24 protein-coding genes and 2 pseudogenes are annotated in these 26,425 nt (G+C 51.7%); 8 read left to right on the top strand and 18 right to left on the bottom strand.

Annotation, left to right across the window (positions count from 1 at the left end):
- The first annotated feature begins 63 nt into the window (after positions 1-63).
- Positions 64-1,074 carry a stage II sporulation protein M gene (locus CHM34_RS00770; protein WP_169713519.1) on the top strand — a complete coding sequence of 337 codons (1,011 nt, stop codon included), beginning with the start codon at positions 64-66 and terminating at the stop codon, positions 1,072-1,074.
- 237 nt (positions 1,075-1,311) lie between these two features.
- On the opposite strand, the gene CHM34_RS00765 is transcribed toward CHM34_RS00770, so the two are convergent.
- Together CHM34_RS00765 and CHM34_RS00760 are read right to left on the bottom strand one after the other, a co-directional pair.
- Entirely contained in the window at positions 1,312-2,649 is a 1,338-nt protein-coding gene (locus tag CHM34_RS00765; RefSeq protein ID WP_094262679.1) for an MFS transporter, read from the bottom strand.
- A complete protein-coding gene (locus CHM34_RS00760) occupies positions 2,646-5,219 on the bottom strand; it encodes a PEP/pyruvate-binding domain-containing protein (protein WP_094262678.1) in 2,574 nt (857 codons plus the stop codon). Before CHM34_RS00760 ends, CHM34_RS00765 begins: the two co-directional genes overlap by 4 nt.
- Before the next feature lie 323 nt (positions 5,220-5,542).
- On the opposite strand from CHM34_RS00760, the gene CHM34_RS00755 reads away from it, so the two are divergent.
- Together CHM34_RS00755 and CHM34_RS00750 are read left to right on the top strand one after the other, a co-directional pair.
- A complete protein-coding gene (locus CHM34_RS00755; RefSeq protein ID WP_169713518.1) occupies positions 5,543-6,124 on the top strand; it encodes a TetR/AcrR family transcriptional regulator in 582 nt (193 codons plus the stop codon).
- A 212-nt stretch (positions 6,125-6,336) separates the two neighbouring features.
- Positions 6,337-7,409, top strand: a pseudogene (locus tag CHM34_RS00750) (WD40/YVTN/BNR-like repeat-containing protein).
- A gap of 86 nt (positions 7,410-7,495) precedes the next feature.
- On the opposite strand, the gene CHM34_RS00745 reads toward CHM34_RS00750, so the two are convergent.
- From CHM34_RS00745 to CHM34_RS00720, 6 genes are read right to left on the bottom strand one after another with little or no spacing between them, the layout of a single operon-like run.
- The gene (locus tag CHM34_RS00745; protein WP_094262676.1) at positions 7,496-8,857 is read right to left on the bottom strand and encodes a DUF58 domain-containing protein; all 1,362 of its coding nucleotides are present in this window, start codon (positions 8,855-8,857) and stop codon (positions 7,496-7,498) included.
- Positions 8,811-9,770 carry an AAA family ATPase gene (locus tag CHM34_RS00740; RefSeq protein WP_094262675.1) on the bottom strand — a complete coding sequence of 320 codons (960 nt, stop codon included), beginning with the start codon at positions 9,768-9,770 and terminating at the stop codon, positions 8,811-8,813. The genes CHM34_RS00745 and CHM34_RS00740 overlap by 47 nt, the downstream gene beginning before the upstream one ends.
- Positions 9,737-10,927, bottom strand: a complete 1,191-nt coding sequence (locus CHM34_RS00735) for a DUF4350 domain-containing protein (RefSeq protein ID WP_169713516.1) — start codon at positions 10,925-10,927, stop codon at positions 9,737-9,739. The genes CHM34_RS00740 and CHM34_RS00735 overlap by 34 nt, the downstream gene beginning before the upstream one ends.
- Positions 10,914-11,549, bottom strand: a complete 636-nt coding sequence (locus tag CHM34_RS00730; RefSeq protein ID WP_094262673.1) for a DUF4129 domain-containing protein — start codon at positions 11,547-11,549, stop codon at positions 10,914-10,916. The genes CHM34_RS00735 and CHM34_RS00730 overlap by 14 nt, the downstream gene beginning before the upstream one ends.
- On the bottom strand, positions 11,546-12,472 hold the full coding sequence (locus tag CHM34_RS00725; RefSeq protein ID WP_094262672.1) for a glycerophosphoryl diester phosphodiesterase membrane domain-containing protein: 927 nt from the start codon (positions 12,470-12,472) through the stop codon (positions 11,546-11,548). The genes CHM34_RS00730 and CHM34_RS00725 overlap by 4 nt, the downstream gene beginning before the upstream one ends.
- A 57-nt stretch (positions 12,473-12,529) precedes the next feature.
- Positions 12,530-13,597 carry a M42 family metallopeptidase gene (locus CHM34_RS00720; protein ID WP_094262671.1) on the bottom strand — a complete coding sequence of 356 codons (1,068 nt, stop codon included), beginning with the start codon at positions 13,595-13,597 and terminating at the stop codon, positions 12,530-12,532.
- Between the two features lie 132 nt (positions 13,598-13,729).
- Here CHM34_RS00720 and CHM34_RS00715 point away from each other — a divergent pair, with 132 nt between their 5' ends.
- A complete protein-coding gene (locus tag CHM34_RS00715; protein ID WP_094263055.1) occupies positions 13,730-13,912 on the top strand; it encodes a DUF896 domain-containing protein in 183 nt (60 codons plus the stop codon).
- Between the two features lie 261 nt (positions 13,913-14,173).
- Positions 14,174-14,524 carry a transcriptional regulator gene (locus CHM34_RS00710; protein ID WP_094263054.1) on the top strand — a complete coding sequence of 117 codons (351 nt, stop codon included), beginning with the start codon at positions 14,174-14,176 and terminating at the stop codon, positions 14,522-14,524.
- A gap of 47 nt (positions 14,525-14,571) precedes the next feature.
- Here CHM34_RS00710 and CHM34_RS19145 read toward each other — a convergent pair whose 3' ends face one another.
- The 3 genes and pseudogenes from CHM34_RS19145 to cysC form a co-directional block, all read right to left on the bottom strand.
- Positions 14,572-14,727 carry a hypothetical protein gene (locus CHM34_RS19145; protein WP_169713515.1) on the bottom strand — a complete coding sequence of 52 codons (156 nt, stop codon included), beginning with the start codon at positions 14,725-14,727 and terminating at the stop codon, positions 14,572-14,574.
- Between the two features lie 11 nt (positions 14,728-14,738).
- Positions 14,739-15,045: pseudogene (locus tag CHM34_RS00705) on the bottom strand (ATP-binding cassette domain-containing protein); the annotation flags it as partial.
- 163 nt (positions 15,046-15,208) lie between these two features.
- The gene (gene cysC / locus CHM34_RS00700; protein ID WP_094262670.1) at positions 15,209-15,772 is read right to left on the bottom strand and encodes an adenylyl-sulfate kinase; all 564 of its coding nucleotides are present in this window, start codon (positions 15,770-15,772) and stop codon (positions 15,209-15,211) included.
- A 141-nt stretch (positions 15,773-15,913) separates the two neighbouring features.
- Between cysC and CHM34_RS00695 the strand changes: the two genes are divergently transcribed.
- Positions 15,914-17,320, top strand: coding sequence for a UDP-N-acetylmuramoyl-tripeptide--D-alanyl-D-alanine ligase (locus CHM34_RS00695; RefSeq protein ID WP_094262669.1), 1,407 nt, complete (start codon positions 15,914-15,916; stop codon positions 17,318-17,320).
- 17 nt (positions 17,321-17,337) lie between these two features.
- Here the strand turns inward: CHM34_RS00695 and CHM34_RS00690 are convergent, their stop codons facing one another.
- The 6 genes from CHM34_RS00690 to CHM34_RS00665 all read right to left on the bottom strand — a co-directional run bounded on the left by CHM34_RS00690 (position 17,338) and on the right by CHM34_RS00665 (position 22,142).
- Positions 17,338-18,078, bottom strand: coding sequence for a glycosyltransferase family 2 protein (locus CHM34_RS00690; RefSeq protein WP_240511831.1), 741 nt, complete (start codon positions 18,076-18,078; stop codon positions 17,338-17,340).
- A 5-nt stretch (positions 18,079-18,083) separates the two neighbouring features.
- Positions 18,084-18,779, bottom strand: a complete 696-nt coding sequence (locus CHM34_RS00685) for a glycosyltransferase (RefSeq protein ID WP_169713514.1) — start codon at positions 18,777-18,779, stop codon at positions 18,084-18,086.
- A gap of 298 nt (positions 18,780-19,077) precedes the next feature.
- Positions 19,078-19,533 (bottom strand): dTDP-4-dehydrorhamnose 3,5-epimerase family protein, encoded by a 456-nt coding sequence (locus tag CHM34_RS00680; RefSeq protein ID WP_094262666.1) that lies wholly within the window; start codon positions 19,531-19,533, stop codon positions 19,078-19,080.
- The gene (gene rfbD / locus CHM34_RS00675; protein ID WP_169713513.1) at positions 19,511-20,392 is read right to left on the bottom strand and encodes a dTDP-4-dehydrorhamnose reductase; all 882 of its coding nucleotides are present in this window, start codon (positions 20,390-20,392) and stop codon (positions 19,511-19,513) included. The genes CHM34_RS00680 and rfbD overlap by 23 nt, the downstream gene beginning before the upstream one ends.
- Positions 20,389-21,396 carry a dTDP-glucose 4,6-dehydratase gene (rfbB, locus tag CHM34_RS00670; RefSeq protein WP_094262664.1) on the bottom strand — a complete coding sequence of 336 codons (1,008 nt, stop codon included), beginning with the start codon at positions 21,394-21,396 and terminating at the stop codon, positions 20,389-20,391. Before rfbB ends, rfbD begins: the two co-directional genes overlap by 4 nt.
- Positions 21,393-22,142 (bottom strand): sugar phosphate nucleotidyltransferase, encoded by a 750-nt coding sequence (locus CHM34_RS00665; RefSeq protein WP_094262663.1) that lies wholly within the window; start codon positions 22,140-22,142, stop codon positions 21,393-21,395. The genes rfbB and CHM34_RS00665 overlap by 4 nt, the downstream gene beginning before the upstream one ends.
- A gap of 467 nt (positions 22,143-22,609) precedes the next feature.
- On the opposite strand from CHM34_RS00665, the gene CHM34_RS00660 reads away from it, so the two are divergent.
- Positions 22,610-23,287 carry a TerC family protein gene (locus tag CHM34_RS00660; protein ID WP_094262662.1) on the top strand — a complete coding sequence of 226 codons (678 nt, stop codon included), beginning with the start codon at positions 22,610-22,612 and terminating at the stop codon, positions 23,285-23,287.
- Between the two features lie 278 nt (positions 23,288-23,565).
- Here CHM34_RS00660 and CHM34_RS00655 read toward each other — a convergent pair whose 3' ends face one another.
- Entirely contained in the window at positions 23,566-25,188 is a 1,623-nt protein-coding gene (locus tag CHM34_RS00655; protein ID WP_094262661.1) for a glycosyltransferase family protein, read from the bottom strand.
- 125 nt (positions 25,189-25,313) lie between these two features.
- Between CHM34_RS00655 and CHM34_RS00650 the strand changes: the two genes are divergently transcribed.
- Entirely contained in the window at positions 25,314-26,309 is a 996-nt protein-coding gene (locus CHM34_RS00650; RefSeq protein WP_169713511.1) for a glycosyltransferase family 4 protein, read from the top strand.
- The last annotated feature ends 116 nt before the right edge of the window (positions 26,310-26,425 follow it).

Raw genomic sequence — 26,425 nt, 5'->3', positions numbered from 1 at the left:
AGCTCCTTTTCCCCTTTTCCCTCTCCTTTCCCGTGATAGAATGGGAAGGGAGGTGGTTTGTCAGTGTCCGTTCAATCCGCACATCGTGTCCAATTATTCACCCAAAAACACCAACCTGTGTGGAAACGGTTGGAATCTCTGCTAACCCGAATCCATAGCCAAGAAGTTTCTCGAGAAACCTTGGACGAACTCGGTCATACTTACCGGCAAACCGCAACACACCTTGCCTATGCCCAAACCTATTTTCCCGAACATCCGGTCACTCGTTATCTCAACCGCCTGGTGGCCCGGGCCCATCAGGCGGTTTATGGAAATCATTCCAAGAGCGACGCCCGCCGGGGAATCCACTTCTTCAACCGTCGCTTTCCGGAACTGTTCTATGAACGGTCGATCTTTTTCCTGATCGCGGCCCTGCTGTTTGTCGCGGGGGCGCTTTACGCCTACGGTTTTACCCTGGCTGATCCGGATAACGGAAACGCCTTTCTGCCTGCCGGTATGACAGAAAACCTCGATCCGGATCAAATCGGGCAAAACCAATGGAACCATGCCGTCGTCTCCAGCCAAATCATGACCAACAATATCAAAGTCGCCTTCCTCTGCTTTGCACTGGGTGCCATGTTGGGAGTGGGGACCGTATGGGTTCTTTTCTCCAACGGACTTTTGATCGGGGCATTAGCCGCCCTGTTTCAACAGTCAGGGGCTTCATATACCTTTTGGGCATTTATTTGGCCTCATGGAATCATCGAACTGACTGCCATTTTCATCTCCGGCGCCGCCGGTTTGTCCCTGGCTTATGCCTTTTTTGTTCCGGGTGATCGCTCCCGGTTGGAATCCTTTAAACGGGAAGGTCGAGTCACCGTCCGGTTGATCCTGGGCGTCATTCCGATGTTCATCATTGCCGGATTGATTGAAGGGTTTATTACACCCGCCCCCTGGCCTGACTGGACCAAGTATTTGGTTGCTCTGATCACCTTAGTTCTCCTGGTTCTCTACTTGGGCCGCCCAGCCTTGAATGATTTCTCAACGAAGCCCCCTGCCCCATCCAGTTCCAAACCGACCCTCATTCCCGATTAACTCCGGTCAAGCCCCTCACGGAAGGGGCTTTCGTTTTTGGATGGACGAAAAAGATTGATCCTGCGAACATTCCCAGCTTATCAAACCCCTGTCGAATCAACAATTCCCGCTCCAAATAAACCAATAAAAATGACAACTAAAACCCCGGAGGGGATTCTCCTCCGGGCTTTTTTTAAAAAGTTGCCTGTATCCAGCCCTGATTTTCGCGGTACACTGTTCAAATGCCCACCAGCCCCTTCATGCTCTCATCTGTTGGGGTTCCGCCGGTGAATGGTTCCGGATCCCGCGCGATACCGCAAGTCCTGCGAGAGCGGCGGCCAGAAAACACCCGAACAATACCCAAGAACCGGCGAAGAGGCTGACGATCGAGGACACCACCATACTGCCGAAATACCGGAAGGTGGAGAAAATCCCCGAAGCGATGCCGGTCTTTTCTTTTTCAACAGCATCCAGGGAGGAAAGCTGCATGGCGGCCATTCCTACTCCACAACCGAGCCCCGCTAAGACCAATGAAGCGATCACCAAGGGAAGGGATCCCTCGGTGATGAATATCCACAGGAAGGTGGAGGACAAAAGCGTCAATACAAAGGACGTTCCGACCATCGTTTTTTGGCCGAACCGATCGGCCAGATGCCCTCCGACCGGGGAACAAAGTGACATCGCCAACGTAAAGGCGAACACAACCAATCCGGTCCGACTCTCCGGAATATCAAACCGACTCTCCAAGACGATCGGCATAACCAAAAGAATACCGTACATCACAAAGTTACTGAGCAGGATCGAAAGGTTTGCACTGACGAATGGGAGGCGCTTAAACAGTGCAAAATCGATCAACGGCTCCACCGTCCGTCGCTCATGGCGGACAAACAGGAAAACGAAAAAACACAGGCCGAATCCCATGGCCATCGCCCAAACACCGGTCCCGCCGGCTCCCTGAAAAAGAAGGATCAAAAGTGTGAATCCGGAGGCCATGTAAATCGAACCCCCGATATCCAGCGGGATCCGTTTCCGGGTATCCGTACGGGGCAAGGCCCAGAGAGAAACAAGAATCGAGAAGACCAAAAAGGGAACATTGACCCAGAACATGGACTTCCAACTCCATATACCGATCAACAGAGAACCCAACAGCGGCCCGACAGCCGCTCCCAATCCCGCCACCAAACCGAACATCCCCATCACTTGACCCAGCCGTTCCCTTGGGACCGTGTGGCGCATCAAGGCGATGGCATTGGGGGTGAGCAACGCCCCGCCCAATGCCTGAAGACCCCGGAAGACAATCAGCCACAAGGGATGAAATGAAAAGGCGCAGGCGACAGAAGCAACCAAAAAGCAGGTCAATCCCGCCAGTAACACTTTACGGCTGCCGTGGATATCCCCCAATTTGCCGGCGATTGGCTGCGTGACAGCCATCACAATCAAATAGACCGTTACCACCCAGGATATCTGTGTCAGATTTTCATTGAAGCTGTCCGCGATGGTGGTCAGCCCCACCGCGATCATCGTCGAGTTGACGGGAACCAGTGCCGATCCGAGCAGGATAGCGACAATAGCCACCCATTCCTTGGTGCGATTCACGAGTGATCACCACCGCTGCGGTCCATCGCAGCCGCCGCTTCCCGGTGCGGTGACGACTCCAGTAGCGTTACGGTGCCGTGGGTTCCATCGACCGTTACCCGGTCACCGTCTCGCAGTTTTCGAGTGGCCGCCTGGGTTCCCAATACCGCCGGCACCCCATATTCCCGGGCGATAATCCCGGAATGGGACAGGACCCCGCCAGCATCGGTCACTACCGCTCCTGCCGTGCTGAAGAGGATCGTCCATGTCGGTGTGGTTGTTTTGCAGACCAATACATCCCCCTGTTGCAATTTGCCGAATTCCTTTTCATCATGGATCACTTTAACAGCTCCCGTAAAGGTGCCTTTCGATGCCGCATGACCTTTGATGGCGTCGGATGAACCCTCTTCCTTCATGATGGGTCCGAACATCTCTTCAAACATGGGGTCCTTTTTCAAGGCTTCCGGAGGTGTTCCGAAGAAGACGGGCACCGAGGTTTTCTTATACTCCTCATACGCTTCCTTCCGTTTTTGCACCCGGTCGCACATCGGTTCAGGATTCTTCAAACAATCAAACACTTCATCCAGATACAGGTACAGAATCTCCTCCCGTTCGTCCAGCACGCGATGGCGAACCAACGTTTGCCCCACGTTCAGCAAAAAATGCCGGGAAACCGCAGGAAGCATGGCATCGATGTAAAAATGGTGATCATCCCGGATACAGGAGGCATCCAGTGCCCATTCATGCAACCGAATGAACTCTTGCTTTTTCTCCCCTTCCGGCATCCGACCGAACACTTCTTCCACGCGGGCTTTCCGTCTCTCCACTGATTTCCGAAACTCCTCGTCGAAATCATAGGTTCTTTCCACATAGGAAGCAATGGAAGCCAAGGCATGGGACGGATTTTCGATCCAGGTTTCACTGAAAACATGGGGGCGGATTGGACGGTATCCGTAAATGGAGAGAAAATCTTTCACCCGGTTCCGGAATAAACGCCCTTCCGGAAAATCAGAGAGTGCCGCCCACCAATCCTCGGCGGATCCCTCGCTAAAGACCTCGAGCAAATCGGGATTCCCCTTGACTTGTTCGGCCAGTTTCCACATTTTCCGTTCAGCTTCCAGGAACTTGTTCATTTTGCCGGTCAACAATTCCTGAATTTCCACCGTACTGCCTTCCCCCAACAACTCCTTGTAAACGGATTCCAAGGCTATATGGAGCGCGCCCTGGGGAAGGACCACATCAAAATGAATCCACCATACCTCCTTATGAAACTCGAACAATTCCCGGAGTTGGTCCGACGCTTCTTGGAGGGAGAGCGTTTTTCGGGCACTTTCCTCAAAACGGCGGTAGCGGGGGAGCAATTTTTGATCGACAGCATCCCGCAACCGTTGGTTTAACCGGGGAAATAACGGGGCCACCTTCTCTTTTTGTTTTTCCATCTGTATTTTCTGATCCTCTTCGGGTACAGACGGGGACGTATAGAGTCGTCCTTTGAACACCTTGGTGTTTAACTGGGAGGGAAAACCAAAGGATTCAAACACCCCGGATGCCCCTTTAAAAGCAGGAATCAGAAAAGATGCATCCAGAGGAGACAAGATTTCCGATATATGGTCCTCCATAAAAATCCAAAAATCGCCCTTTCTCTCTGATTCGGTCAGCAGAAGCGAACGTTGAAATTCCGAAAGAGGTTCCGCTTCCTCTTCAGTGACTCCAGCCGTCACAGGGCGTGCCTGCAATAAATAAAGACGGTCCCCTTCCCATGCAAACTCCGTATCCACGGAATGGCCGAACAACTCCTCGACTCTCTCCGTCATCCGAGCCAGCTCCAGAACTTGGTGATCCTTCAGTGAAAGTCGTTCCCGGTCTTGGACAGGGGTTTCCACTGTTTTTATTCCGTTTTCATCCGGGTATACCTGGACTTCTTTGGACCCGGGTTCCACTTGAATGTGATGGCTGTCTTTCTTCACAGTCCATAGATCAGGGGTGACTCGTCCGGAAACAACCGCTTCCCCCAGCCCGTAACTGGCATTGATCATGACTTCCCGCGAATCGCTTGTAACCGGATGAGTGCTGAAGGCGACGCCGGAAACCTCCGAGCGAACCAGTCCCTGGACGATAACACCCATGGGTAACGTTTGGGTATCCATCCCCATTTGTTTCAAATAGTGCAGGACCGAAGGGGCAAATATCGATGCCCAGCACGCCTTCAATTGATCCTGCAACTCCTGAAAATCGCGGATATGAAGGAATGTTTCGTATTGTCCGGCGAAGGAAGCCCCCTCCAGATCTTCCGCTTCCGAGGATGACCGAACAGCGACGGCTCCATACTCCTTCAATAACGGTTGAAAAGCGGAATCCAGCTCCCTTCTCACATCCTCCGGAATCGTCAGGGTCGGCAGGTGATCCGCCAACGCTTCCGGATGGTCCAAAGAGAGCTGATGAACTTCTAATGTACGAACAAAGGCGTCCATTGTCACGATAAATCCGTCGGGAACCGGTAATCCGTGATTGGCCAAAACGGACAAATGATAAGCTTTGGCACCGACTTTGGCTCCCGATGGACCGATATCGGCAAATCGAACGGTATACAAAAAAACAACCCCTTTACCTTTTTAGTATCCAGCATGGTTTTATCCCTGATTGTTAGTTAGTACAAACTAACAATCAGGGATAGAAAAAGGCGAACCATTCTATTTCTTATAGTTCGCTCGGGTCACGGAAGTTTTTTCTTTTTTTGTTTGAATATAAATTTTAAACATATGTTTAATTGCATTATATCGGTCTTTTTTCACTGTTGTCAATCCTGTTTCCATTTGACAGGCGCTCATGAGTATTTTACATTTAGTTTAAACATTTGTTTAAAATCGACCGTACCACACCGGTTCATACTTTATTGACGCGAGGAGTACGAATTTTGAAGAGGAATCCGATCGATCCGAAAACATCCATCCTCTATGCCGCCAAAAAATTATTTGCGAAATATGGTTTCAAAGCCACCACTGTACGTCAAATTTGCGAGGAGGCCCATGTCAACACGGCTTTTGTTTCCTACTATTTTGGCGGGAAGGAAAACTTATTCTACGCGCTTTTGGATACCTTTTATCCTCAGGAGCGCATGCTGCAAAAAAACAAACCAAGGTCCTCCCCTGAGGAAGAACTGCGATCCATTTTGGAAGAGATGATCCGTTTCAAATGGGATGATCTTGAAATGGCCGCAATTATCCACCAGGAAATTGCAATGAATAGTCCCAGAAAGGAAAAGGTGCTCCAATATACCCAGCCCGTCTGGAAACGAGTACGGAGAATATTGGAGATCGGGAGAGACCAAGGAATCTTTCATCTTCGCTCCCTGGATCATACCCTGCTGGTGATTATGGGGGCTATTCTGTTTCCCGGATCCCATCCTATCCAGAACCTTCTTCTTGAGAGTCCGTCCCCCTCCGTGGATGAGATTGTTACCGATACATTGAACCTGATATTTAAAGGGTTGACCTGATCCTAGCGCCCTATCTGGAAGCCCGTTTAGAAGTCCGGTGAAAAAGTCCCCTGTTCGGGAGGGTGGGGTTTCACACGGAGTGCCTTTAGCTCGTCAGAACAACGAAACGGAGTGTACAACCTCACCCCGACCCACCAAGGACGTGCTAATCACAAGGTTTTTAGGAGAAAGGCAGGGTGGCACAGATCCTTACCAAAGGAGTGTGATTTTCCATGACAAAAATGTACTTGGCGATGGAAAGAGAATTGTTGGTCGTGGATCAACGGGAAGGCCCGTTGACTACCAAACCGAAGTTGCAGGGCATGCAGCCGGTTTGTGTGACCGCCGATCCTTTTCAACCAGAGCGGGTGTACTGCGGTACATTCGGGCGAGGGCTGTGGCGGAGTGATGACGGGGGAGATACCTGGGAGCCTTGCGGTTCTCCGGGAAGGTATACGGAACCCCTAGCGGGAGGGATTCACCACTCCATGATAACGGCCATCGCAGTCAGCCCCACAAAATCCGCAAACGGATATGGTATTGTATATGCAGGCACTGAACCGACAGCCCTTTTTTGTTCGGAAGACGGAGGAGATACCTGGAGAGAACTGGAGAAAGTCAGGCTGTTGCCATCCGCTCCTACTTGGAGTTTTCCTCCGCGTCCCCATACCAGTCATGTCCGCTGGATTACACCAGACCCCAAACAGGACGACAACATCTATGTGTCCATAGAGGCCGGGGCCTTCATTCGGAGTACCGACGGAGGCGAAACATGGGAAGATCGAAAGTTTCGAAGTCCACTGGATACCCATACCCTGCTTGCTCATCCCATGGCACCGGAGAGGCTGTATGCGGCCGCAGGCGACGGCTTGTTTGAAGAAGGACGAGAATACGCGGAAAGCCGGGACGCCGGCGTTACATGGCAATACAAGGCCGAAGGGCTTCAACACCATTATTTGTACGGTATGGCGGTGGATCCGGGCGATCCGGATCGAATCCTCGTATCCGCCGCTAAACACGCCACACATGCCCATCACCTGTCCCAGGTACCGCCGGAATCCACGATTTACCGAAAAGAAGGGGGACAACCTTGGAAGGAAGTAAAGGAGGGTCTTCCACCGACGGAAGGAATGGTCATCCCCATCCTTACGGCTAATGACAAGGAACCCGGGGTTTTTTACGCCTTGACCAATAAAGGTTTATACCGTTCATCGGATACCGGGTTTACTTGGAGACGCTTGGATGTCGAATGGAAAGAGGAATACCACAAAGGCAGCACCAGCAAGACTTGGTGGTTACGGGTTGAATGATGGATTGAAGGAAGGGCTCGGAAGGAGCCTTTCTTTTTCGTTGTTTTACCGAATTAAAAAACCCGCATATGCGGGTTTGGATTTAAAGCAGAGACCGATTTTTGATGTCCATATAGGTCTGAATCACATCACTGGCCAACTGATCGCCGGGAACGTTCAACACCACCATCCCACGACGTTTCAATTGGTTGAGCCGGTCTTCCCTTTCGTTTCCCATCAATTGAGCGATGGTCTTTTGATAGACCTCCAGCTCGCTGTCCGGGTAACACCGGATTCCCTCCGCCAGCCGAAGGTCATTCATCGTGACCGTGAGAATCAGGTGACGCCGTTGAAGGATGGCAATCTGGCGAACCAGCTCATCGGCAAAAGTGAGATTGCCGGCATCGGTAAACAAAGCTACAAGGGTCCGGCGTTTGTGATGGAAGGCCAATGATTCCAGGGCGGTTTGATAGCCGGACTCGACAAAGTCCGGCTCCAGATCAAAACAGGCGTCGATGATATGCTGCAGCTGTTTGCCCCCTTTTCCGGAAGGAACCCATCGCTTGATCCCGCTGGAAAAAGCGATCAAACTCACCTTGTCCCCCCGGTCCAAAGCGACCGCCGCAAAGGCGAGAGCCCCTTCCACCGCCCGGTCCAGCCGGGAAGACTCTCCGTCACTCACTCCCATGATCCGGCCGCAGTCGATCAGAATGGCGATATGCTGTCCCTGCTCCGGCTGATAAACATTGGTCGCCAGGCGTCCCCGGCGGGCTGTCGCGCTCCAGTTGATCCATCGGGGTTCGTCATCAGGGACGTAATCCCGGATATGGGAGTATTCCGATCCTCTACCCAAACCATGCCGGCTGTGGGGCCCCTCCATGGTCAGCTGCTTCCGGTAAACCCCGCCTTTTACTTTACGCACTTCCGCCAACCGGGGATAAACCCGTTTTTCCTCTTCAGCCGATTCCGCCTGTTGGCGGACGAAAAGACCCCAACGGCTCCAAGCGCGAATGTGAATACGTCCGAACCGGTGACGACCGCGCCGATGGGCCCGGACGGAATAGCTGACCGATGTCGACCCCCGGGCAGGAACGATTACCGACATCTCTCTGCGGTCCACCCTAAATCCTTTCGGGTAATCGTCTCTCACCATACACCGGAGAGGATAGGAACCCGCGTGGCGGATCACGATTTGAACCCGGCTGTCTTCCCCCAATTCAAAAAACCCATCACTTTTCCGCACGAATTCCAAATCCGAATCCCGGATCAGGAGGAAAGCATCGTACCCTCCAATGAGTGCCAACAGAGCGTAATACAGGGTGAAAAAGCTCTTCCCTTGGCCGGTCAGGATTCCCAGACCTGTAAACAGGATTCCCAGGGCGATGGCCGCCAACATTCGGTGAGAGGGAAGAAGAGCGTTATCTCGGAACCATAACCGTACGGACGATCTCTTCGATAAGGTCATCAGTTTTCAACCCCTCCAGTTCCACATCCGGGTTGAGAATAAGACGGTGGCGCAATACGGGTTTGATGACAAACTTGATGTCGTCCGGTATGACATAATCCCGTCCTTCCATCGCTGCCATCGCCCGGCTTAGGGTCAGTACAGCCAGTCCCGCCCGGGGACTGGCCCCCAGCATCACCTGCGGATGGGTCCGGGTCGAGCGGATCATGGAGGTAATGTAACGCAGAATGGATTCCTCTGTCCGGATCGCTTCGATCCGGTCCCGAAGGGCCAGAATCTCATTCACACCGATCAGAGGGGTAAGTACCGCTTCCCGTTTGGAGGTGATTCGGTGTCCTTCCAGGATTGCGACTTCCTCTTCCTCTTCCGGATAATCGACCATTAATTTCATCGTAAATCGGTCCAGCTGAGCCTCCGGTAAGGGATAGGTTCCCTCATACTCGATCGGGTTTTGGGTCGCTGCCACAAAAAAAGGCTTGGGCAAGTCCAACGACTCCCCGTCTACCGTCACCTTTCCCTCTTCCATCGCCTCTAGAAGAGCCGCCTGGGTTTTCGGAGGTGTCCGGTTCACCTCATCCGCCAACAACAAATGAGTGAAAATCGGCCCCTGCTTAAAGGTGAACCGCCCCGACTGCACGTCAAAAATCTTCGTTCCCGTCACATCAGCCGGCATTAAATCCGGGGTGAACTGAACCCGGGAAAAATCGGCATCGATGATTTGACCCATCGCCCGAACCATCATCGTTTTTCCCAGACCGGGAGCTCCTTCCATCAAAACGTGCCCCCCGGTTATCAGAGACGCCCACAAAAGACGTAATGGCCCGTCCTGACCCGTAACGACCTGTTTCAATCCGTTCAGTACTTGTTCTGATACTTCCGCTATGTGATTTGTGTGGACGGTGCTGTTTTCCATTCCGCAATCTCCTCCCTCATCTCCTGGATTTCCCGGCTCAATCGAATCAGTTTTCTTCCCTTCACCTTGGAAGGAGCTTGCTCGACTTCTTCGATTAAACGCTCCAGCCGACGGGCTTTTTCATCACCGAGGAAACGGCGGGTCCAGCGAATCGTGTCCATGCGGGAAGCGTTCCCGGGAAGTCCAAAATGTTTGGCCGCCTCTTTCAACAGGCCATCCAACTGAATCGAAAGGGATTCCCTTCCCAGCCCCGCCCATTGATACAGGCCGCCCATCGCCTCTATATACTCATCGGAAGTCCGAACTTCGGTGACCGTTTCCTGACGGGGTGCGGCAAACCGTTTTCCCCGCCAAAAGAGCCACAGCAGAAAAAGTCCCGTCCCCTGAAAGATCAGTAACCACGCCTCTCCCGACAACAACTGCCACGGAGAAGACGGAGTGTCTTCTTCCCTGTTGCCTGAAACGGATAAGGCACCCTTGTGCACACCTTCGTCAAACCAGACCTTTGTATCCGCCAAAGAAGCAAAGTAAAGAGGCAAAGCCAGGTTATCCGCCTGCTCAATATAACGATTGGTAATCATTTCGGGATCAGGGATATAATAGATCGACCCTTTTCCCGTATTCAAGCGGCCCATCCGACGGATCCCATCGGTGTCTTTCCAGCTGTCATCCAGTTCAACATAGTCGGACAGACGAAAGTCTCGGGGGAAATACAGACTTCGGACATCCTTGAGCCAGCCCGCCGCCACCGGTTCCATGCGAGCTCTCTTCTCCTTTCCATCCCCCGATTCGCCGATAAATCCCAATTCGGTGACCATCGGATCGGCAGGATCGGCCCACAACACAACGACATTTCCCCGACTCACCCATCGGAGTAGCCGATCTCGAGCGGTTTCCGGGATCAGAAATTGTTCCGGCGCAACGATAAAGAGGACATGGCCCTGATCATCGGGAAGGTCACCCCAATGATTCTCCCAACGGGCAACCTCCACACCCCTCTCCTTGAACAGGCGGTAAACTCCCTTGACTCCGTCCTGAGCGGGGCTTTCACTTGAATAGCTGGGGTAGGAAGCAGGAAGAAAAGCAACCAACCATCCCAAGAGACCGATGACGATCACAGAGATGAGGAGAACAAGGACGCCTCTAGTGATTTTCACGCGACCCACCTCCTCTTGCGCAGACCAGTTGATGGGAAAGTTGATAAAATTCCCGGAAGTCCTCTTCGTTTGCCTGATTCATTCCGTACCAGACACGCTCAAACCGGAGGACGAGAGAGGTAAACATCTCCGACAGATCCGGCTGTTTTCGCCGCACTTCATCCCGGTATTCCCGGTTGGTCTTGGAGTCGGAGCGGCGAAGAACCCCTTGGCTTTCGAGGCTTTCCAGTACACCCCGGAATAGACAGCGGATCCCTTCCCGATATTGCCCCGTACGGGCCATCCTCTCTCCGAGATCCCATCCGGATTCGGTGGTTTTCGGGTCCGGATGAAACGCGGATGAGCTTTTCTTTGTCTCCCGTGGACTAAATACCATGCGTCTTCCGACCCACCAAAGCAAAAACCCCAAAAGCGTCGCCATGAGGAGAGGAAAAAACCAACCCAACCGAGGGTCTTCCACTCCCAACATACTTTCCAGCCACCTCTGGACTCCTTCATCCAATGAATGAAAAAGAGAACCTACCTTTTCCAGCCATCCTTGCAACTGTTCCTGCTGGGAAAACTCCTCTTCTTCCAGGATCTCCGATAACTGCTTCCGAGCTTCTCGGTAATCCGGCGTCACGATGGCCACCTCTCTTTCGACAGGGGCGGCAGTGCCGATTCCCCATTCCAGCCATCGATTTCGGCTTGCAAGTCCATCGCTTCATATCGGCAGCGCCGGTCGAAATAAATAAGGGTAGCCAGAATGGGAGGCAGTACCTGCGGAATACAATAAAAAACGGTCATAAAAAGAGAGATCGGCCCATGGAGAACCCATGGCCATTCCGGAATGAACAGAGACTGGGACAATATTGAAACGACAAACTGATAAGAAAAAGTGAGCAATCCCAATACAATCATCAAAGACATCGTTCTCCAGAAGGAGGAGCGGGTCAGCTGCCAACTGCGCTTCATCGCACCGAAGATCGCCGTTTTCTCCTCCACAATCACCGGGATGATCAGAAAAAAACGGGTCATGATGAAAAGAAAAAAAGCCCCCGCTGCTGGGAAAAAGATAAAGGCCCCCAATCCGAAGATCCATTCTCCCGCTCCGGCCATTCGGGCTAGGACGGCCGGGACGAACAGGAGGCCGGCCAGGATGATCCATCCCCCCGCAATAAGAATCCACAGGAATAACCAAGCGGCAATCGACGGGCCGCTGTGTCTGCCGGCTATTTTCAGCGCTTCACGCAAAGTGAGTCGTTCTTTCCGAAGGGAGTAGGAAGTCGTACCCGCCGCCGCCGCAGACAGAAGCGGTTGCAATACAAGGAAGGAGAAACTATAGATCAGCAGAGCGAGTAAAAAGAAGGCGCCTTCCGCGACTCCCGTCCATCTTCCCGGTTGGAAAACCAGCCGGGAAGAAAGGTCCATCAAAAATGGGCCAGTGCCCATAAAGATAAGGGCAATCGGAAGAAAAACAGTAAATCGGGATCTTAGAACTCGGAAAACCCCGTCCAATAGTTCGGTAAAATGCATCGGATGAATCGGGTACCTGATCGAAGTCAACCTCCTTCCCCGATAGAACCGAAACCCGGACCGGACTCCGGTCCGGGTTTTTCCGGGTTAGCCCTTTCTGATGGCATCCAGTGTCTCCCGGTCCAAGCGTCGCACCACGGCAGACAAAAAGCGTTTGGCCGCCTCGATGTCCTCTTTATCTACCACTGTGGCATGGGAATGGATATACCGGGCGCAAATCCCCACGGCTGCCGAAGGAACTCCTGTCCCGGAACGATGAACCGCCCCGGCATCCGTCCCTCCCTGTGAAACGAAAAATTGATAGGGAATACCTTCTTTTTCAGCCGTCTCGATCAAAAACTGCCTCATACCCGGCAGGGGAATCATGGACCGGTCGAATAGACGGATCACAACCCCTTTTCCCAGTTCACCGAAACCGTCGGTAACGCCCGGCGTATCCCCCGCCGGACCGGCATCCACTGCGAAGAAGACATCGGGGCGAACCCGGTTGGCAGCGGTTACTGCTCCCCGCAATCCCACTTCTTCCTGCACCGTTGCTCCGGAATAAAGGATATTGGGATGGTCGATCCCCTTCAAATCTTCCAGCAATTCCAGAGCCAATCCGCACCCGAATCGATTGTCCCAGGCTTTACTCATCAGCCTGCGGCCCCCCGCCATTTCAATGAAGGGAAATGAAGGTGTCACCGAATCGCCGGGTACGATGCCTAATTGTTTTACTTCATCTTCGCTGTCCGCCCCGATATCGATAAACATTTCCGACACGTCCACCGGCTTTTTTCGAGATTCTTCCTTAAGGAGATGGGGAGGTGTCGAGCCGATCACTCCAGGGATTCGTCGGCCGGATTGGGTCACAATCTGAACTCGCTGAGCCATCATCACCTGACTCCACCATCCGCCGAGGGGTTGAAACTTCAGAAAGCCCCGGTCTGTCACACGGGTGACGATAAAACCGACTTCATCCATATGACCGGCAACCAGTACCCGGGGACCATCCGGATCCCCCCGGAGAACACCGAATAGACTGCCCAGATTGTCTTGGACGGACTTATCGGTACACTGATCGATATACCGGCGGAGAATGCGCCGGACTTCCCCTTCATCCCCCGGGACACCAGGGGTCTGCGTCAGTTCCTCGAACCGTTTCCATTGAACCATCTCGCAACACTCCATCTTCCTATGTATTGGGCGTAAAGCTTCCGTGTTTTTCTCCTGCGGATTTCATCCTTTTCTCCCGGCTTGCGTAGCACCGGCCTTTCCGCTAGAGTGACAAAAGGAGGAGTGATGAGTGTGATCACGGATGAAATGATTCAGCGAATCAATGAGTTGGCCCGCAAGCAAAAAGCCGAAGGGCTGACTCCTGAGGAGAAGAAGGAGCAGGCCCGGCTTCGGGAAAAATATCTCCAAGCGATTCGCGGTTCCGTAAAAGAACAGGTAAACCGGATTCGATGGGTAGACGAGGATGAAAAGTAACCCCGAACCGAATCATTAAGGATTGAGCGCACACGTGTGCGCTCGTTTCCAGTATACCAGATTCCCCCTTTCGATTTCTGCCGATTTCTTTGCTTTTTAAAAGGCGGACAGTCCGTGGTACGGGCTGTCCGCCTTTATTCGGAGAGATCTGAGGAAAAAAGGGATTATGGTTTGTTATATAAACCAGTTGTTGATATGGATGATTCTCCATCTTATAATAAGGAAGAAAGAAAAGATTTCGAATCAAGGGGGAATTCACCCATGTTGCCCTATAAGGAATTAGCGCGATTGGACAAATTGATTCACGAGCCGGCCCGCCTCTCCATCCTGACGGCCCTGTCCGCGTGTACCTTGGCTGAATTTCTCTTCTTACAGGAGCTGACCGGGTTAACCAAAGGCAATTTGTCCTGCCATCTCACCAAATTGGAAAAAGGAGGTCTTATCGCTATTGACAAACATTTTGTCCGTAAAAAAATCCCCCAGACGACCATCCGGATCACCTCCGAGGGCAAAGCGGCTGTAGAAAACCACTGGAATCGGCTGGAGGCGATTCACGAGGCCATCCGGAAACAAGGAGCCAACAGCGACAGACGAAACGCTTCCGGTGAATGATCAAAGCGGCCCCGCCCTTCCAAGGAGCCGCTTGATTGTCTTATGCGTTACGGAACCGCTTCTTCTTCCAGATGGGTTTGAATGATTCCAGGTTCCCGTTCTTCCGCGGTGACCCCTTCCCCTAATGCATGCGCCGGATCGCGCACACGAAAAGAAACGGTCCGAGTGGATTCCAACAAATCGGATACACCTGCTTCTTTCAATTCAACCCTGCCAGTCGCGCATAGTGGATCAGATTTTTCCATCCTGTAGATACGGATAGGTCTCCGGGTTTTCCACGATGGTCCCTACATGGGCCATGGCCTGTTTACGCTCTTTTTGCACATCATGGCCCATAATCCGGATCGTCCCGGGTGTCGGATGGATCAAGCCGACAATCATGCGAATGGTAGTGGTTTTGCCGGCACCGTTGGGTCCGAGAAATCCGTACACTTCCCCTTCACCGACTCGCATACATAATCCGTCCACGATTTCCCGGGTACCGATTTTTTAGAGACTCCCTCCAATTCCAAAACGTCCATTTTTTCACTCTTTCCTTACACGACATCCCCCGCTTCACCAGTTAAGCGGGGGATGTCCGTTTACTGCTAAATTGTAACATGGGCGGGTGAAAAATCAAAACTATGAGACAAAGGGCCTCAACTTCGAATCCCAGAGAGCGACCGGCAAGTGTTTTTGCCTGAATCACCCCCCGCTCACCCATCCCTCGCATTCCAGATGGCGGAGCACCCGCTCGGCACTTTCCTCCGGTGTCTCCTCCTGGGTGTTGACCGTGAGATCGGGATTTTCCGGGGCTTCATAGGGGTCATTGATCCCTGTAAAACAGGGGATTCCTCCCTTCATCGCCTTTTCATACAAGCCCTTGACATCCCTGCGGATACATTCTTCCAGAGGACAATGGACATAGACTTCGACAAAGGAAGAAATCCGCTTTCGGCTGTATGCGCGCATGGAACGATAAGGGGATATAAAGGAGGCCAATACGATCACGCCGTGGCGCGTGAGCAACTCCGCCACATAGGTGACCCGCTCGATGTGCTCACAGCGGTCCTCTTTGGAGAAACCCAAGTCTTTTGTCAGATGGGTTCGAACGACATCCCCGTCCAACCGTTCCACGCGGAGTCCCCGTTCCTTCAATTTCTGTTCCAGAATGCAAGCGATCGTCGTTTTCCCGGCTCCGGACAATCCTGTCAACCATAGAGTTACTCCTTTTTGTTCCTTCACGCCATCACACCTCCGGTCACGCACAACATATGAACGCTCGGAGAGGATGGAAACTCCCTTTGCCTATGAGGCCAGGGATTTGGCGAATATCTTGTCAGTTTCCCACCCAGAACGCTTGCCGCATGACAAGCATACCCTGATCCTAAGAGCACAAGCGTTGGATGGATGATGGATCGTGAGGTGAACGCTTTGTTTCCCATTCGGTTCGGTCAGCTGGCCCGGTTGATCGGAGGATCTCTCGTTCGGGGACAACCGCGGGCCCCCGTTCGTCACGCAGTTTACGGAAATACCAAGTATTTGCGTTCCGGTGTCGTCTTTTTTGCTAAAGAAAATGAATCCATTCGACGCCAATTGCATGAATTGAAACACCAGTCCTGCGCAAGGGTGATTGTTTCTCCGGGATGGAGGCGGTCGGTCCCCCAAAAATGTCCGCTGATTGTCGTTCCCGATACGAAACAGGCGGTTTGGCGGTTGGCCCTTTGGCAGCGGAACCGATCCGACGCCTTGTTTATCGGGATTACCGGCAGTGCCGGCAAAACCACGACGAAAGAAATGACAGCCGCTATCCTGGCTCAAAAGTATCCGACGATGAAGTCTTATGCCAACAATAATATTGCGTCTTGTCTTCCGGGAAACCTGATGCGCTTAAAAAAACGTCACCGGGTGGCCGTTCTGGAGATGGGCATGTCCAGCCTCGGCAATATACGCAGGCAATGTCAGTACACTCGGCCTGAGGTCGGTGTAGTTACCAATGTGGGGGAGGCACATGTCGGCAGCTTGGGCAATTCTCTCGACAATGTGGTCCGGGCCAAACAGGAACTGGTGGATGGCCTGTCTCCCGGGGGAACCCTGATTCTGAACGCGGATGATCCCGGTTCCCAACGGCTCCGGACTCAGCAGTTCCGCGGACGGATCCTCACTTTTGGCATCCGTCATCCGGCCACGGTTCGGGCCAAAAAGATTCGCTTTCTCGAAGACGGGATGCATTTTCGAGTGGGTCCGGATCGGTTTCATATTCCAACTTGGGGAAAGCACAACGTATATAACGCTTTAGCCGCCATCGCCGTCGGTAAACACCTGGGTATTCCCATACCCGATATTCAAAGAGGATTACAAACGTATTCCTCTCCCCATATGCGGTTGCAACGCATCCGCGGAATCCGGAATTACACTCTGATCAACGATGCATACAACGCCAATCCGACTTCGATGACCGCCGGACTGCAGGTATTAAAACGGATGGCCAAGGAAAATGTCAGTGTCGCTGTTTTGGGAGACATGCATGAATTGGGTCTTTTCTCTTCTTCCGCCCACCGCCGAGTCGGGGTCGCCGTTGCCAAACTGAATCCGGACCGGCTTTTGACGATCGGCCCCCGGGCGGTACAGATCGCCCGCACGGCAATCGCCAAAGGCTATCCCTCTGAAAACGTCTGTTCCCTTCCCCACCGTTTCCCGGCCGCCGCCCATATCCGGCGATTCGCTCCTCCCGGCTCCTATATCTACTTCAAAGCTTCACGAAAAATAAAGCTGGAAAAAGTCGTGAAACAACTGCGGCGGAAAGGAAACGGATAACCATCGCTTGCCGATGTTCAAGATGAATCCTTCCCGTCCACAGGAGGTCGATCCCACTTCAACACAAAATAACGCCGGTTTTGACGGAGGATTTTATAAAATTCCTTTTGACCTTTCCGGCGAAAACTGCGGCTTCCAAAATGGTGGACATAGGTGTCCCCGGCCACGATACAGCGATACCCGGCCAGGCGGGCACGGTGGCTAAAATCATCATCCTCGTAGGTTCCCAGACCGAATCGTTCATCCAACCGGCCGATCTCCCGGATCAGACGGGCGCGGAATGCCAGGCAAAATCCGGATAAGCGGGGAACAGCCCGCCACTTGGAAGGGTCGGTTCGGTTAAAACGGCGGCAAAAGGAATGGATCTCCTCGGGTTTTGTCAAAGTGACCTTTATTTTTTGTTCGGGGATGACCCGGTTGGAAAGCGGACCTGTCAATCCGTTTCTTTCATCATGAAGGACAGCCAACAGCTGGTCCAACCATCGATGGGAAACCAGCGTATCGTTATTCAACAGTACGATATACTCGCCCCGCGCCGCCTCCAGTCCTTGATTTACCGCTCCGGCAAACCCTCGGTTGACAGGATTGCGGAGAAGGCGGACACCGGAGAGCTTCTCCAAATATGCGGCAGTGCCGTCTGACGAACGATTATCCACGGCGATAACCTCATAGGGGGGCCGGGTATAGGTTCGGATCGATCGGAGGCAGAGCCGGGTATAAGCCCGCTGGTTCCGGACCGGAATGATAATGCTGGTCATGCCGTTCACCGAGAATCCTCCCCCGTCCGGAGATAGGTCTCATACAACCTTCGCCCGTTCACTCCCAAATCCCGAGTCAGCCGGGGGGCTTCGGCCAAGCGTTGCAGATACATTTTCAATTCCGACCTCCAATGCTCCGTCTCTAAAAGCAAGCCGGAGTAGCCATGACGTATCCATTCACCATGGTCCCCCGTGTCCGTCGTTAACACCGGTGTTCCACATGCCAGCGCCTCCACATGCAAGGGACACAAGGAGCGTCTCAAAGTGCCGCCAGTCAACAGCCAATCCGCCGCCAACCGCCGATCGTTCCTGTTTTCCGGCTCGCTCTTTCCTCGTCCTTCGTTCGGAATCCACAGAGTGACGGCGTCCTTTCGGGTTGTGGATATCTCTTCCGTTATTTTCTTCAGGAAGCGGATCTCTCTCTTCTGCAGATCATCTCTTTCCACCAGGAGCACCCGTTTTTCCGAACATCCCCAGGCGTGCCGGAGTTGGGTTCTTCGCTTGTGACCGTCTCTGTCCCACCGGGAATAACAAGGCCGGGGGACGGGATGGACCAGAAGGATTCGATTCTTTTTTTCGGGGAAAATCCGGCGAAGCCGATGGCGAAAGAAAAAAGATGGAACTCTCACCGAATCCAAAGACTCCCACGGGAGATCTTCCGAATCCTTCGGCAACTGATCCAGATAGAGGTGTACGGACACAGCCTCCTTTTTTTTAAGATTGAACAGCTCCTCTGACGGGACCGGGAGCCCAACCCAATGGACCCGGACAGAGGAATCTTTCTGAATTTCGCTCCGTACCCTTTCGCCCCAACCGGTTCCCCCCTTTTTTTCGATCGAAGTCCACCCCCGGGAATTCCAGGTTCGTCGAGAGATCGGTGTGATTGCGATTCCCGTTTGGAGAACCAAGGGGGGAAAGGAGGGGAAGGATGTAGTCGATGGCTCATCGACAAATACCCAAAGATCCAACATACTTTCCCGACCTCACCTTCCCCGCCTTTCAGCGGTGATGCGTTTTCCAATCAAACCCGATAATCGGGTCATCCCAGGGAATCCGTTTTTCATCCGGCTGTTCCGGACGATAAGACTCGGTGGTCAAATAAACGATCGTCGCCGGAAGCTGGCCCAACACCCGGTATCCGTGCGCCACTCCCTTGGGAATCAGGAGGGCGGATGGATTTTCTTCTCCCATATAATAAACATCGGTCTGTTGATAAGTTGTTGATGAGGGACGTAGATCGTACAGGACCACTTGTGCGTTTCCGGCGGGAAAGTACCACAGATCATCCTGGTATTGATGATAGTGAAACGCTTTGATCACACCAGGATACGACATGGATGCCGATAGCTGGCCGAAACGTTCCAGAAGTTTTTCATCATCCCGTACAATTTCCATAAAGGTACCCCGATCGTCGCAATGTTTAAGCAATTTTTTAAAGACAACGCCTTCGATCATCGTCCTTTCCCTCCTCCCGGTCCATGAAATAACGATTCAATCCTTCTTTCCAGTGAGGCAACCTTTCTAGACCGTTCTCCTCCAACCGAATCGATCGTAAAACGGATACATCCGGACGAACCGCCTCTCGTTTCAGCTGGCGGGATGAGATCCGTTCCAGCCGGTTTCCCCGGAACCCGGCCCGCTTGAGTATGGATGCGGCAAACTCGTACCAGGAACAACGGCCGCTTCCGGCAGTGTGAATTACTCCTGTCAGCGATGTTTCCAACAGATTTCTCACTTGTTCCGCTAAATCAACTGTATAGGTGGGACACCCCACCTGATCATCCACGACGGATAAAGGCTCTCCCTTTTCCGCTTTTCGAAGGATTGCGGAGACGAAGTTGCGACCGTAATTTCCGTATACCCAGGCGGTTCGGAGGATCAAGTGATCGGAGCAAAGCCGCTTGACCCACTGTTCACCGATCCATTTGGTTTTACCGTAGGCATTGATCGGAGAAGGAAGATCTTCTTCCGTGTATCCGGTTGTTTTCTTTCCGTCAAAGACATAATCCGTACTGATATAGATCAGTTTGGCTCCGTGACGCTGACAGGCCGCCGCCAGATCCCGGGTAGCTCTCGCATTCACCCGAAACGCTTCGCGGGGAAATGTCTCACACCGATCTACGTCAGTGAAGGCGGCACAATGAATCACAGCATCCGGCTGTTCCGTACCGATCACTTGCAAGGTTTTTCCCGCGTTTGTAAGATCCCAGTCCTTTCTTTGGTAACCGGACACTCGCCAGTTCCGGGTACGGGTCAACAGGCGAAGAATATCTTCGCCAAGCTGTCCTCCGGCTCCGGTAATCACGATGTTCATTCCCGGTTCCCTTCCCCTTCTTTCGGGTCGACCGCCCCGAAGGATTGCAACCATTCATCGTCGACACGGGCGTACCATTCGACGGTTTGCTGGAGCCCTTTTTCCAAAGAGATTTGGGGGGACCAACTCAATTGCTCGCGAATTTTGGTCGTGTCCAGAGAATAGCGAAGATCATGTCCAGGACGGTCAGAGACGTAACGGATCCGGTCCCCTGGTTTGTTCAATAGGGTGAGGATGCGACGGGCAATCTCTCGATTGGAAACGGTTTGTTCCATCCCGATATGATAGATCTCACCGGGTTCTCCCCTTTTCCGGATGCGGTCCACCGCTGCACAGTGGTCTTCGACATGGATCCAGTCCCGTTCTTGCAATCCGTTTCCGTAGATGGGAAGCAGGCGATCCTGGAGGGCATGCAGGATCATCCGGGGAATAAACTTTTCCGGGTGTTGGTTGGGTCCGTAATTGTTGGTACACCGGGAAATCATCAGGGGAAGTCCATAAGTGTTTGCATAGGCTAAGCAGAAAAGATCCGACGACCCTTTGCTCGCCGAGTAGGGGTTTCCCGGGACCAGGGCCTCCCCCTCCCGGGTCCGCCCTCGTGGAATACTGCCGTATACTTCATCTGTGGAAATATGGACCATTCGTTCGACGGTCTGGGAACGCCTCACTTCCTCCAGCAGATGATAAGTGCCGATGATATTGGAATGAATAAAAACATCGGCCCCCTGGATGCTTCGGTCCACGTGGCTTTCCGCCGCAAAATGGACCACCTCATCAATTTTACGTTCAAAGAGGTGTTTCACCTCAGTCGGATCGGACAAATCGACTCGGATGAACGAATAGCGGGAATCTCCTTCCACTTCCTTTAGGTTGATCCGGTTGGCGGAGTATGTGAGAGCGTCGGCATTGAGAACCTGGACGGCCGGGTACCGTTTCAGCAAATAACGGATATAATGGCTCCCGATAAAACCCGTCCCTCCAGTGACAAGGATGGTCCGACTCATGACGCATCTTCTCCCGATTCCGGGTTGAAGCGAAGCGACAGATCCGTGGCGTATTGATTGGCTCGAAGTAACGAAGAAGGAGTTCCGGCGTCGCTCCACCACCCCTGCAATCGATCATAAGTCAGGATGCTGTTTTGGATATAAAGGTTATTCACATCGGTAATCTCCAGTTCCCCTCTCGCGGATGGAGAAAGTTGACGGATGAAGGAAAATACCTGGGAATCGTATAAATAAATACCCGTGACACAGTAAGAGCTCTTAGGTTCTTTTGGTTTCTCCTCGATTCCGATAATCCGGTCTCCCTCGATCTCTGCCACTCCGAACCGTTCCGGATGGTCCACTTCTTTTAACAGTAGTTTGGCTCCTTTTTTCTGTTTTTCAAAGGAACGAACAAAAGGGATCAGCGAGTCCTCAAACACATTGTCCCCCAGAATGACCAGAATCGGCTCTTTACCGGCGAAAGAGGAAGCCATTTGCAAAGCCTGGGCGATACCTCCGGGTTGATCCTGTACCTGGTATGAAAACCGGGCATGAAACTCGTTTCCGCTTCCCAACAACCGGACAACGTCCCCCATATGCTCCACCCCGGTTACGATCAGGATATCCCGAATGCCGCACTCCACCATCTTGGAAATAGGATGATAAATCATCGGGTATCTTCCGACCGGCAACAGATGCTTATTTGTAACCTTGGTTAAAGGATACAGCCGGGATCCCGTTCCTCCGGCGAGGATCACCCCTTTCATTCTCTCCTCTCCCTTCCCTTTCGATTGCTCCGCTTTTAGGCGAGTCAAAACCTACACTCATCCTATGTCATCCCCCTGGCATTGGCACGGGGATAAACGCCTAATATCAATAGGGGGTGATATCGAAAGGGAGCACCATTCTATGAATGATGCTCTTTTGCGATAGAAATCGATTGTTTGTTTTACAAACTTGTTTATGAAATTAAAAACTCAAATGAAGATAAATTTTTCATCTAGGCTCTTGACTCGGCTTTTATTCTCGCATATGATGAAATCAGTGCAAATGAATACCTTCTTTTCTTCCTTTAAAGGGGAGTAGCTGTGACAACAAAGTCGTCATTACGGGAATTGTTCCCCGGCTTTGTTGGCAACGTACACGTTGTTAGCAAGACCTTTACCGTTATTTGGTGAGGGTCTTTTTATTTTGTTTAAAATAAAATAACCAAAAAAGCGAGGTTATGGATTGGATGGAACTTTTTTCTGTAGAGTTTTTTCAAGCACTCGTTTCCATTATCATTATCGATTTGGTGTTGGCCGGCGACAATGCGATCGTCATCGGGTTGGCAGCGCGAAACCTGCCCAAGGATAAACAGAAACCGGCGATCATCTGGGGAACCGTCGGAGCTATCGTTATCCGGGCCGTCGCCACTCTGGCCGTCGTATGGCTACTGAAAATCCCCGGACTGTTGCTGGCCGGGGGACTTCTGTTGATCTGGATCGCTTACAAACTGTTGGTGGAAGAAAAAGACCATGAAGATGTCAAAGCCAGCCAAAGTATGATGGGTGCGATTCAGACCATTATCATCGCCGATGCGGTGATGGGACTGGATAACGTGTTGGCGATCGCTGGAGCCGCCCACAGCCATTACCTGCTGGTGATCCTCGGCTTGTTGATCAGCGTCCCAATCATCATCTGGGGCAGTACCGTCATTTTGCGTCTGATCGAGCGCTACCCTATGATTATCTATATCGGTGCTGGCGTGCTGGCCTGGACCGCTGGTAAAATGATCGTGGATGAACCTTTTGTCAAGGAATTTTTCGAAGGCGATCCCCTCATTAAATACGGCCTGGAGATCCTGATTATCCTTGGGGTTCTCCTGGCGGGATGGACAACGAAGAGAAGAAAACAGACCGCTCAAAACTAATCCGGCAACCCAGCCCCTCGGAAGTCTAGCTCCGAGGGGCTGGGTTTTGCAGTGCCGGTCTACGTAAAGACCCCAGCGAACCCTAAACTCGATCTTGTTTACTTCTTACACGTTTTGGATCCCTCTGCGTCATGAAACATTGCATTTTCAACCCACAAATGACACACTGTTTAATCGCTTCTCATATTTCGCCTCCCATTAAAAGGTGGCTAAACGGCACCGAAAAACCCGGCATCCTGTGCTAAGGAGCCGGGTTTTTGCTACCCGATGAGTGAAAGCTATTCTTTAAACGCGGACCAGCTATTCAATTGGATCGGAGTCTGATTTTCATAAATGATCTCCAACCTCGGTAGGTACCGTCTATAATAAACCCGTCCCAAAACGTATTTGTTTCGACCGTTCCAACGAGTGCTTGTAAACTGAAGGAAACCGAAATTCGCATCAGAAAGCCCCAGACATAGTCCGTAGTTCTTTTGCGTACCCGTTAACCACTCACGGACGACATGGGTTATGTTGAACGTATACCAATTATCTTTGTAGGGGTATTCCTTAGAAAAGGATGAGCGAATTTGTGTTTTAGCAATCGGTTGGGTGCTTCGTTTCGGAGGTGAACCATTTTGCAGGGATTTTTTATTCCACGGGGATCGAATGGCATAACATTTGATCGTCGGATGGCCGGCTGCCGGGGATACAAGAAACATTTTCAACTTTGCTGAAGCAATCCTCCAGGATCGCAGGAGATCCTCTTGAACGTCAAACCATAGATAAGCATGTTGAACGGATTGATGGCTCCGACCGACTCTAAGATATTGCCCGAGCATACCCTGGTTATTGCTTCCTGTAAAGTTTAGTCGAGGACGAACTTCTTGCTTTAAACGAGGGGTGAAGAGGGAAACACGTTTTTTCTGTTTTTTGGCAGATACATAGGGTTGTATCGCTTGGGTCATTGCACTTACTCGGGTTGAATACGTATGGTTGCGATGCGCTTCTCTTTGCGCGGCCGAAGCAATTTGCTTGCGAAAACTCCCCTCACGGAGAAATTTGTCAACCATCGAAATGGTCTCGGAAGGATTGCGGCTCGTCATGAGATGGATTCCCGACTGAAAATGTCGACGTACGCCTTTCGTATCATTAGTAAGGAGGAAGCCTCCCGACCCCAGGCACTCAAAGGTTCGACGCGTGAGCAGATCCGGGGAGTTTTGCACCCCTAAGATGATTTTGGATGAAGCATATACATATGGAACTTGATCATATGGAATCGGACCCCGAATCATGTCATCGGGTACATGAAAAGGTAGAGCTGATCGGTTCTCTCGCCAACCCTGTCCCCAAATGGCGACATCATACCCCCGATTGATCAGGGGCTTTAATAAAGTTTCCAAACTGGCGATACGAAAGGTGTGGCAAGCGGTTTTGAGATTGGCCACCAAAGCGATATCGGATTGATAGCGTGGCTGAGCCGGGAGCGTTCGATGAATATCGGGGTTACATGCAAACGGCATGTAGCTGGAAGGGATCCCGATTTGTTGATAGATCGAAGCAGAGTCAAAGGAGTGTGTGAACACGTAATCGGGTTTTCCTGTTTCAGCATAGTACATGCCCCACGTCTCGGTATGCAAGGGATCCTCAAAGGACCAAAACACGTGAAATGCGTTGTATCTATTGCAATATTGATTGATCACACGGAAGTAGGGTTCTCTTTGTAAAGGGGTCCACCCCGTGGCCAATATAATGTCTGGCCTTACCTCTTCCAATTGGTGAGCCAGTTGATCGGGAGTGATTTGTTTGCGGGGCAAATCATATGAAACTCCCAATCCTTTGAATCCAGACGGGATCGTTTCCAAAAATTTTAGGTGATTTTCGAGATAAAACCAACGATACACGTCTATCCCTCCCAACATCTTTCTTTATTATATTCTGCTGATTTCAAAAGGATTGGGGCCGTGTCCATGGTAGCCGTTCCGTTTATCCCATCAGAAAGTATATTGTAATGATCATGCTATTGAAAAAAGGGAGGCCTCAGACTATGCGAATCCTTATTGCACCTGTGGATATGGCCGGTCAAGCGGGACTTCTAGCCAAAAACTTGAACGGGATTGATTATCAAGTGACCCTGTGTACTTATAATCGAAACCCTTTTGGACATTATCGCCAACTGCAACTTTCACGGCCAGAGATGAAAAAATGGTTTTCTGAACACTGGAATGAATTTGATGTTTTTCATTATTACTGGGGTCTAACCATATATAATGATGGTTCCGATCTCGATCAATTAATTCATCAACACAAAAAAGTATTGATGCGACATTGTGGTAATGATGTAAGAATCCGTTCCGCTGCACGAAAAAACAACCCTTATATCCGAATCCTTTATCGAAATGGGCAAACGGAGGAGCAAGTAGTCAATCATCTTAAAATATTATCCCGTCGTATTCGCGATGCTGTAGTTCCCGACTATGAGCTGTACGAACACGCCAAGCTTTTCTATGAAAAGGTTCACGTGGTACCGCGCATGATTCAAACGCAATCATTTCGCCCCCGGTTCCCTGATGAGAAAAACGATCGCCCACTGGTGGTCCATGCCCCTTCCTTGCCTTTCTTCAAAGGAAGCGGGGACGTGATCGACACCGTCAAAGAATTGCAGAGGCGCTACGATTTCGACTTTCAACTGGTCAAAAACCTTCCGCAACGTAAGGCACTCAAAATCTATTCCCGTGCGGATATCATTATTGACCAGCTTTTGATCGGTACCTATGGGGTACTGGCGGTGGAAGCGATGGCTTTGGGGAAACCTGTCATTTCCTACCTTCGGGAAGACCTAAAATCTACCTTTCTCACCGATCCCCCTATCGTTTCTGCTAATCCTGCAACCCTCTATGAACAATTAGAATGGCTTATCACACACCCGGCAGAACGGAGAAGACTGGGCATCTCGGGTCGGAAGTACGTGGAAGATATGCATGATGTTCGGAAAGTTGTGCCGCAGATGATCCGGGTTTACAAGCAACTCCCCCCTCTTTAAGGGTCACTGTCCCAAAAATGAAACCCGCCCCTTCTCGACCTTTTTTTAAATAGAAATGACTCGACAAAAGTAGTCGAGTCATTTCTATTGGTGAAATCCAAAAACCGAAGCATTGC

This window comes from Paludifilum halophilum, from assembly GCF_002245355.1.
GTDB classification, from domain to species: Bacteria; Bacillota; Bacilli; order Thermoactinomycetales; family DSM-45169; genus Paludifilum; species Paludifilum halophilum.
Note: the sequence above shows the minus strand (reverse complement) of the source record. Positions and strands in the feature narration are given on the sequence as shown.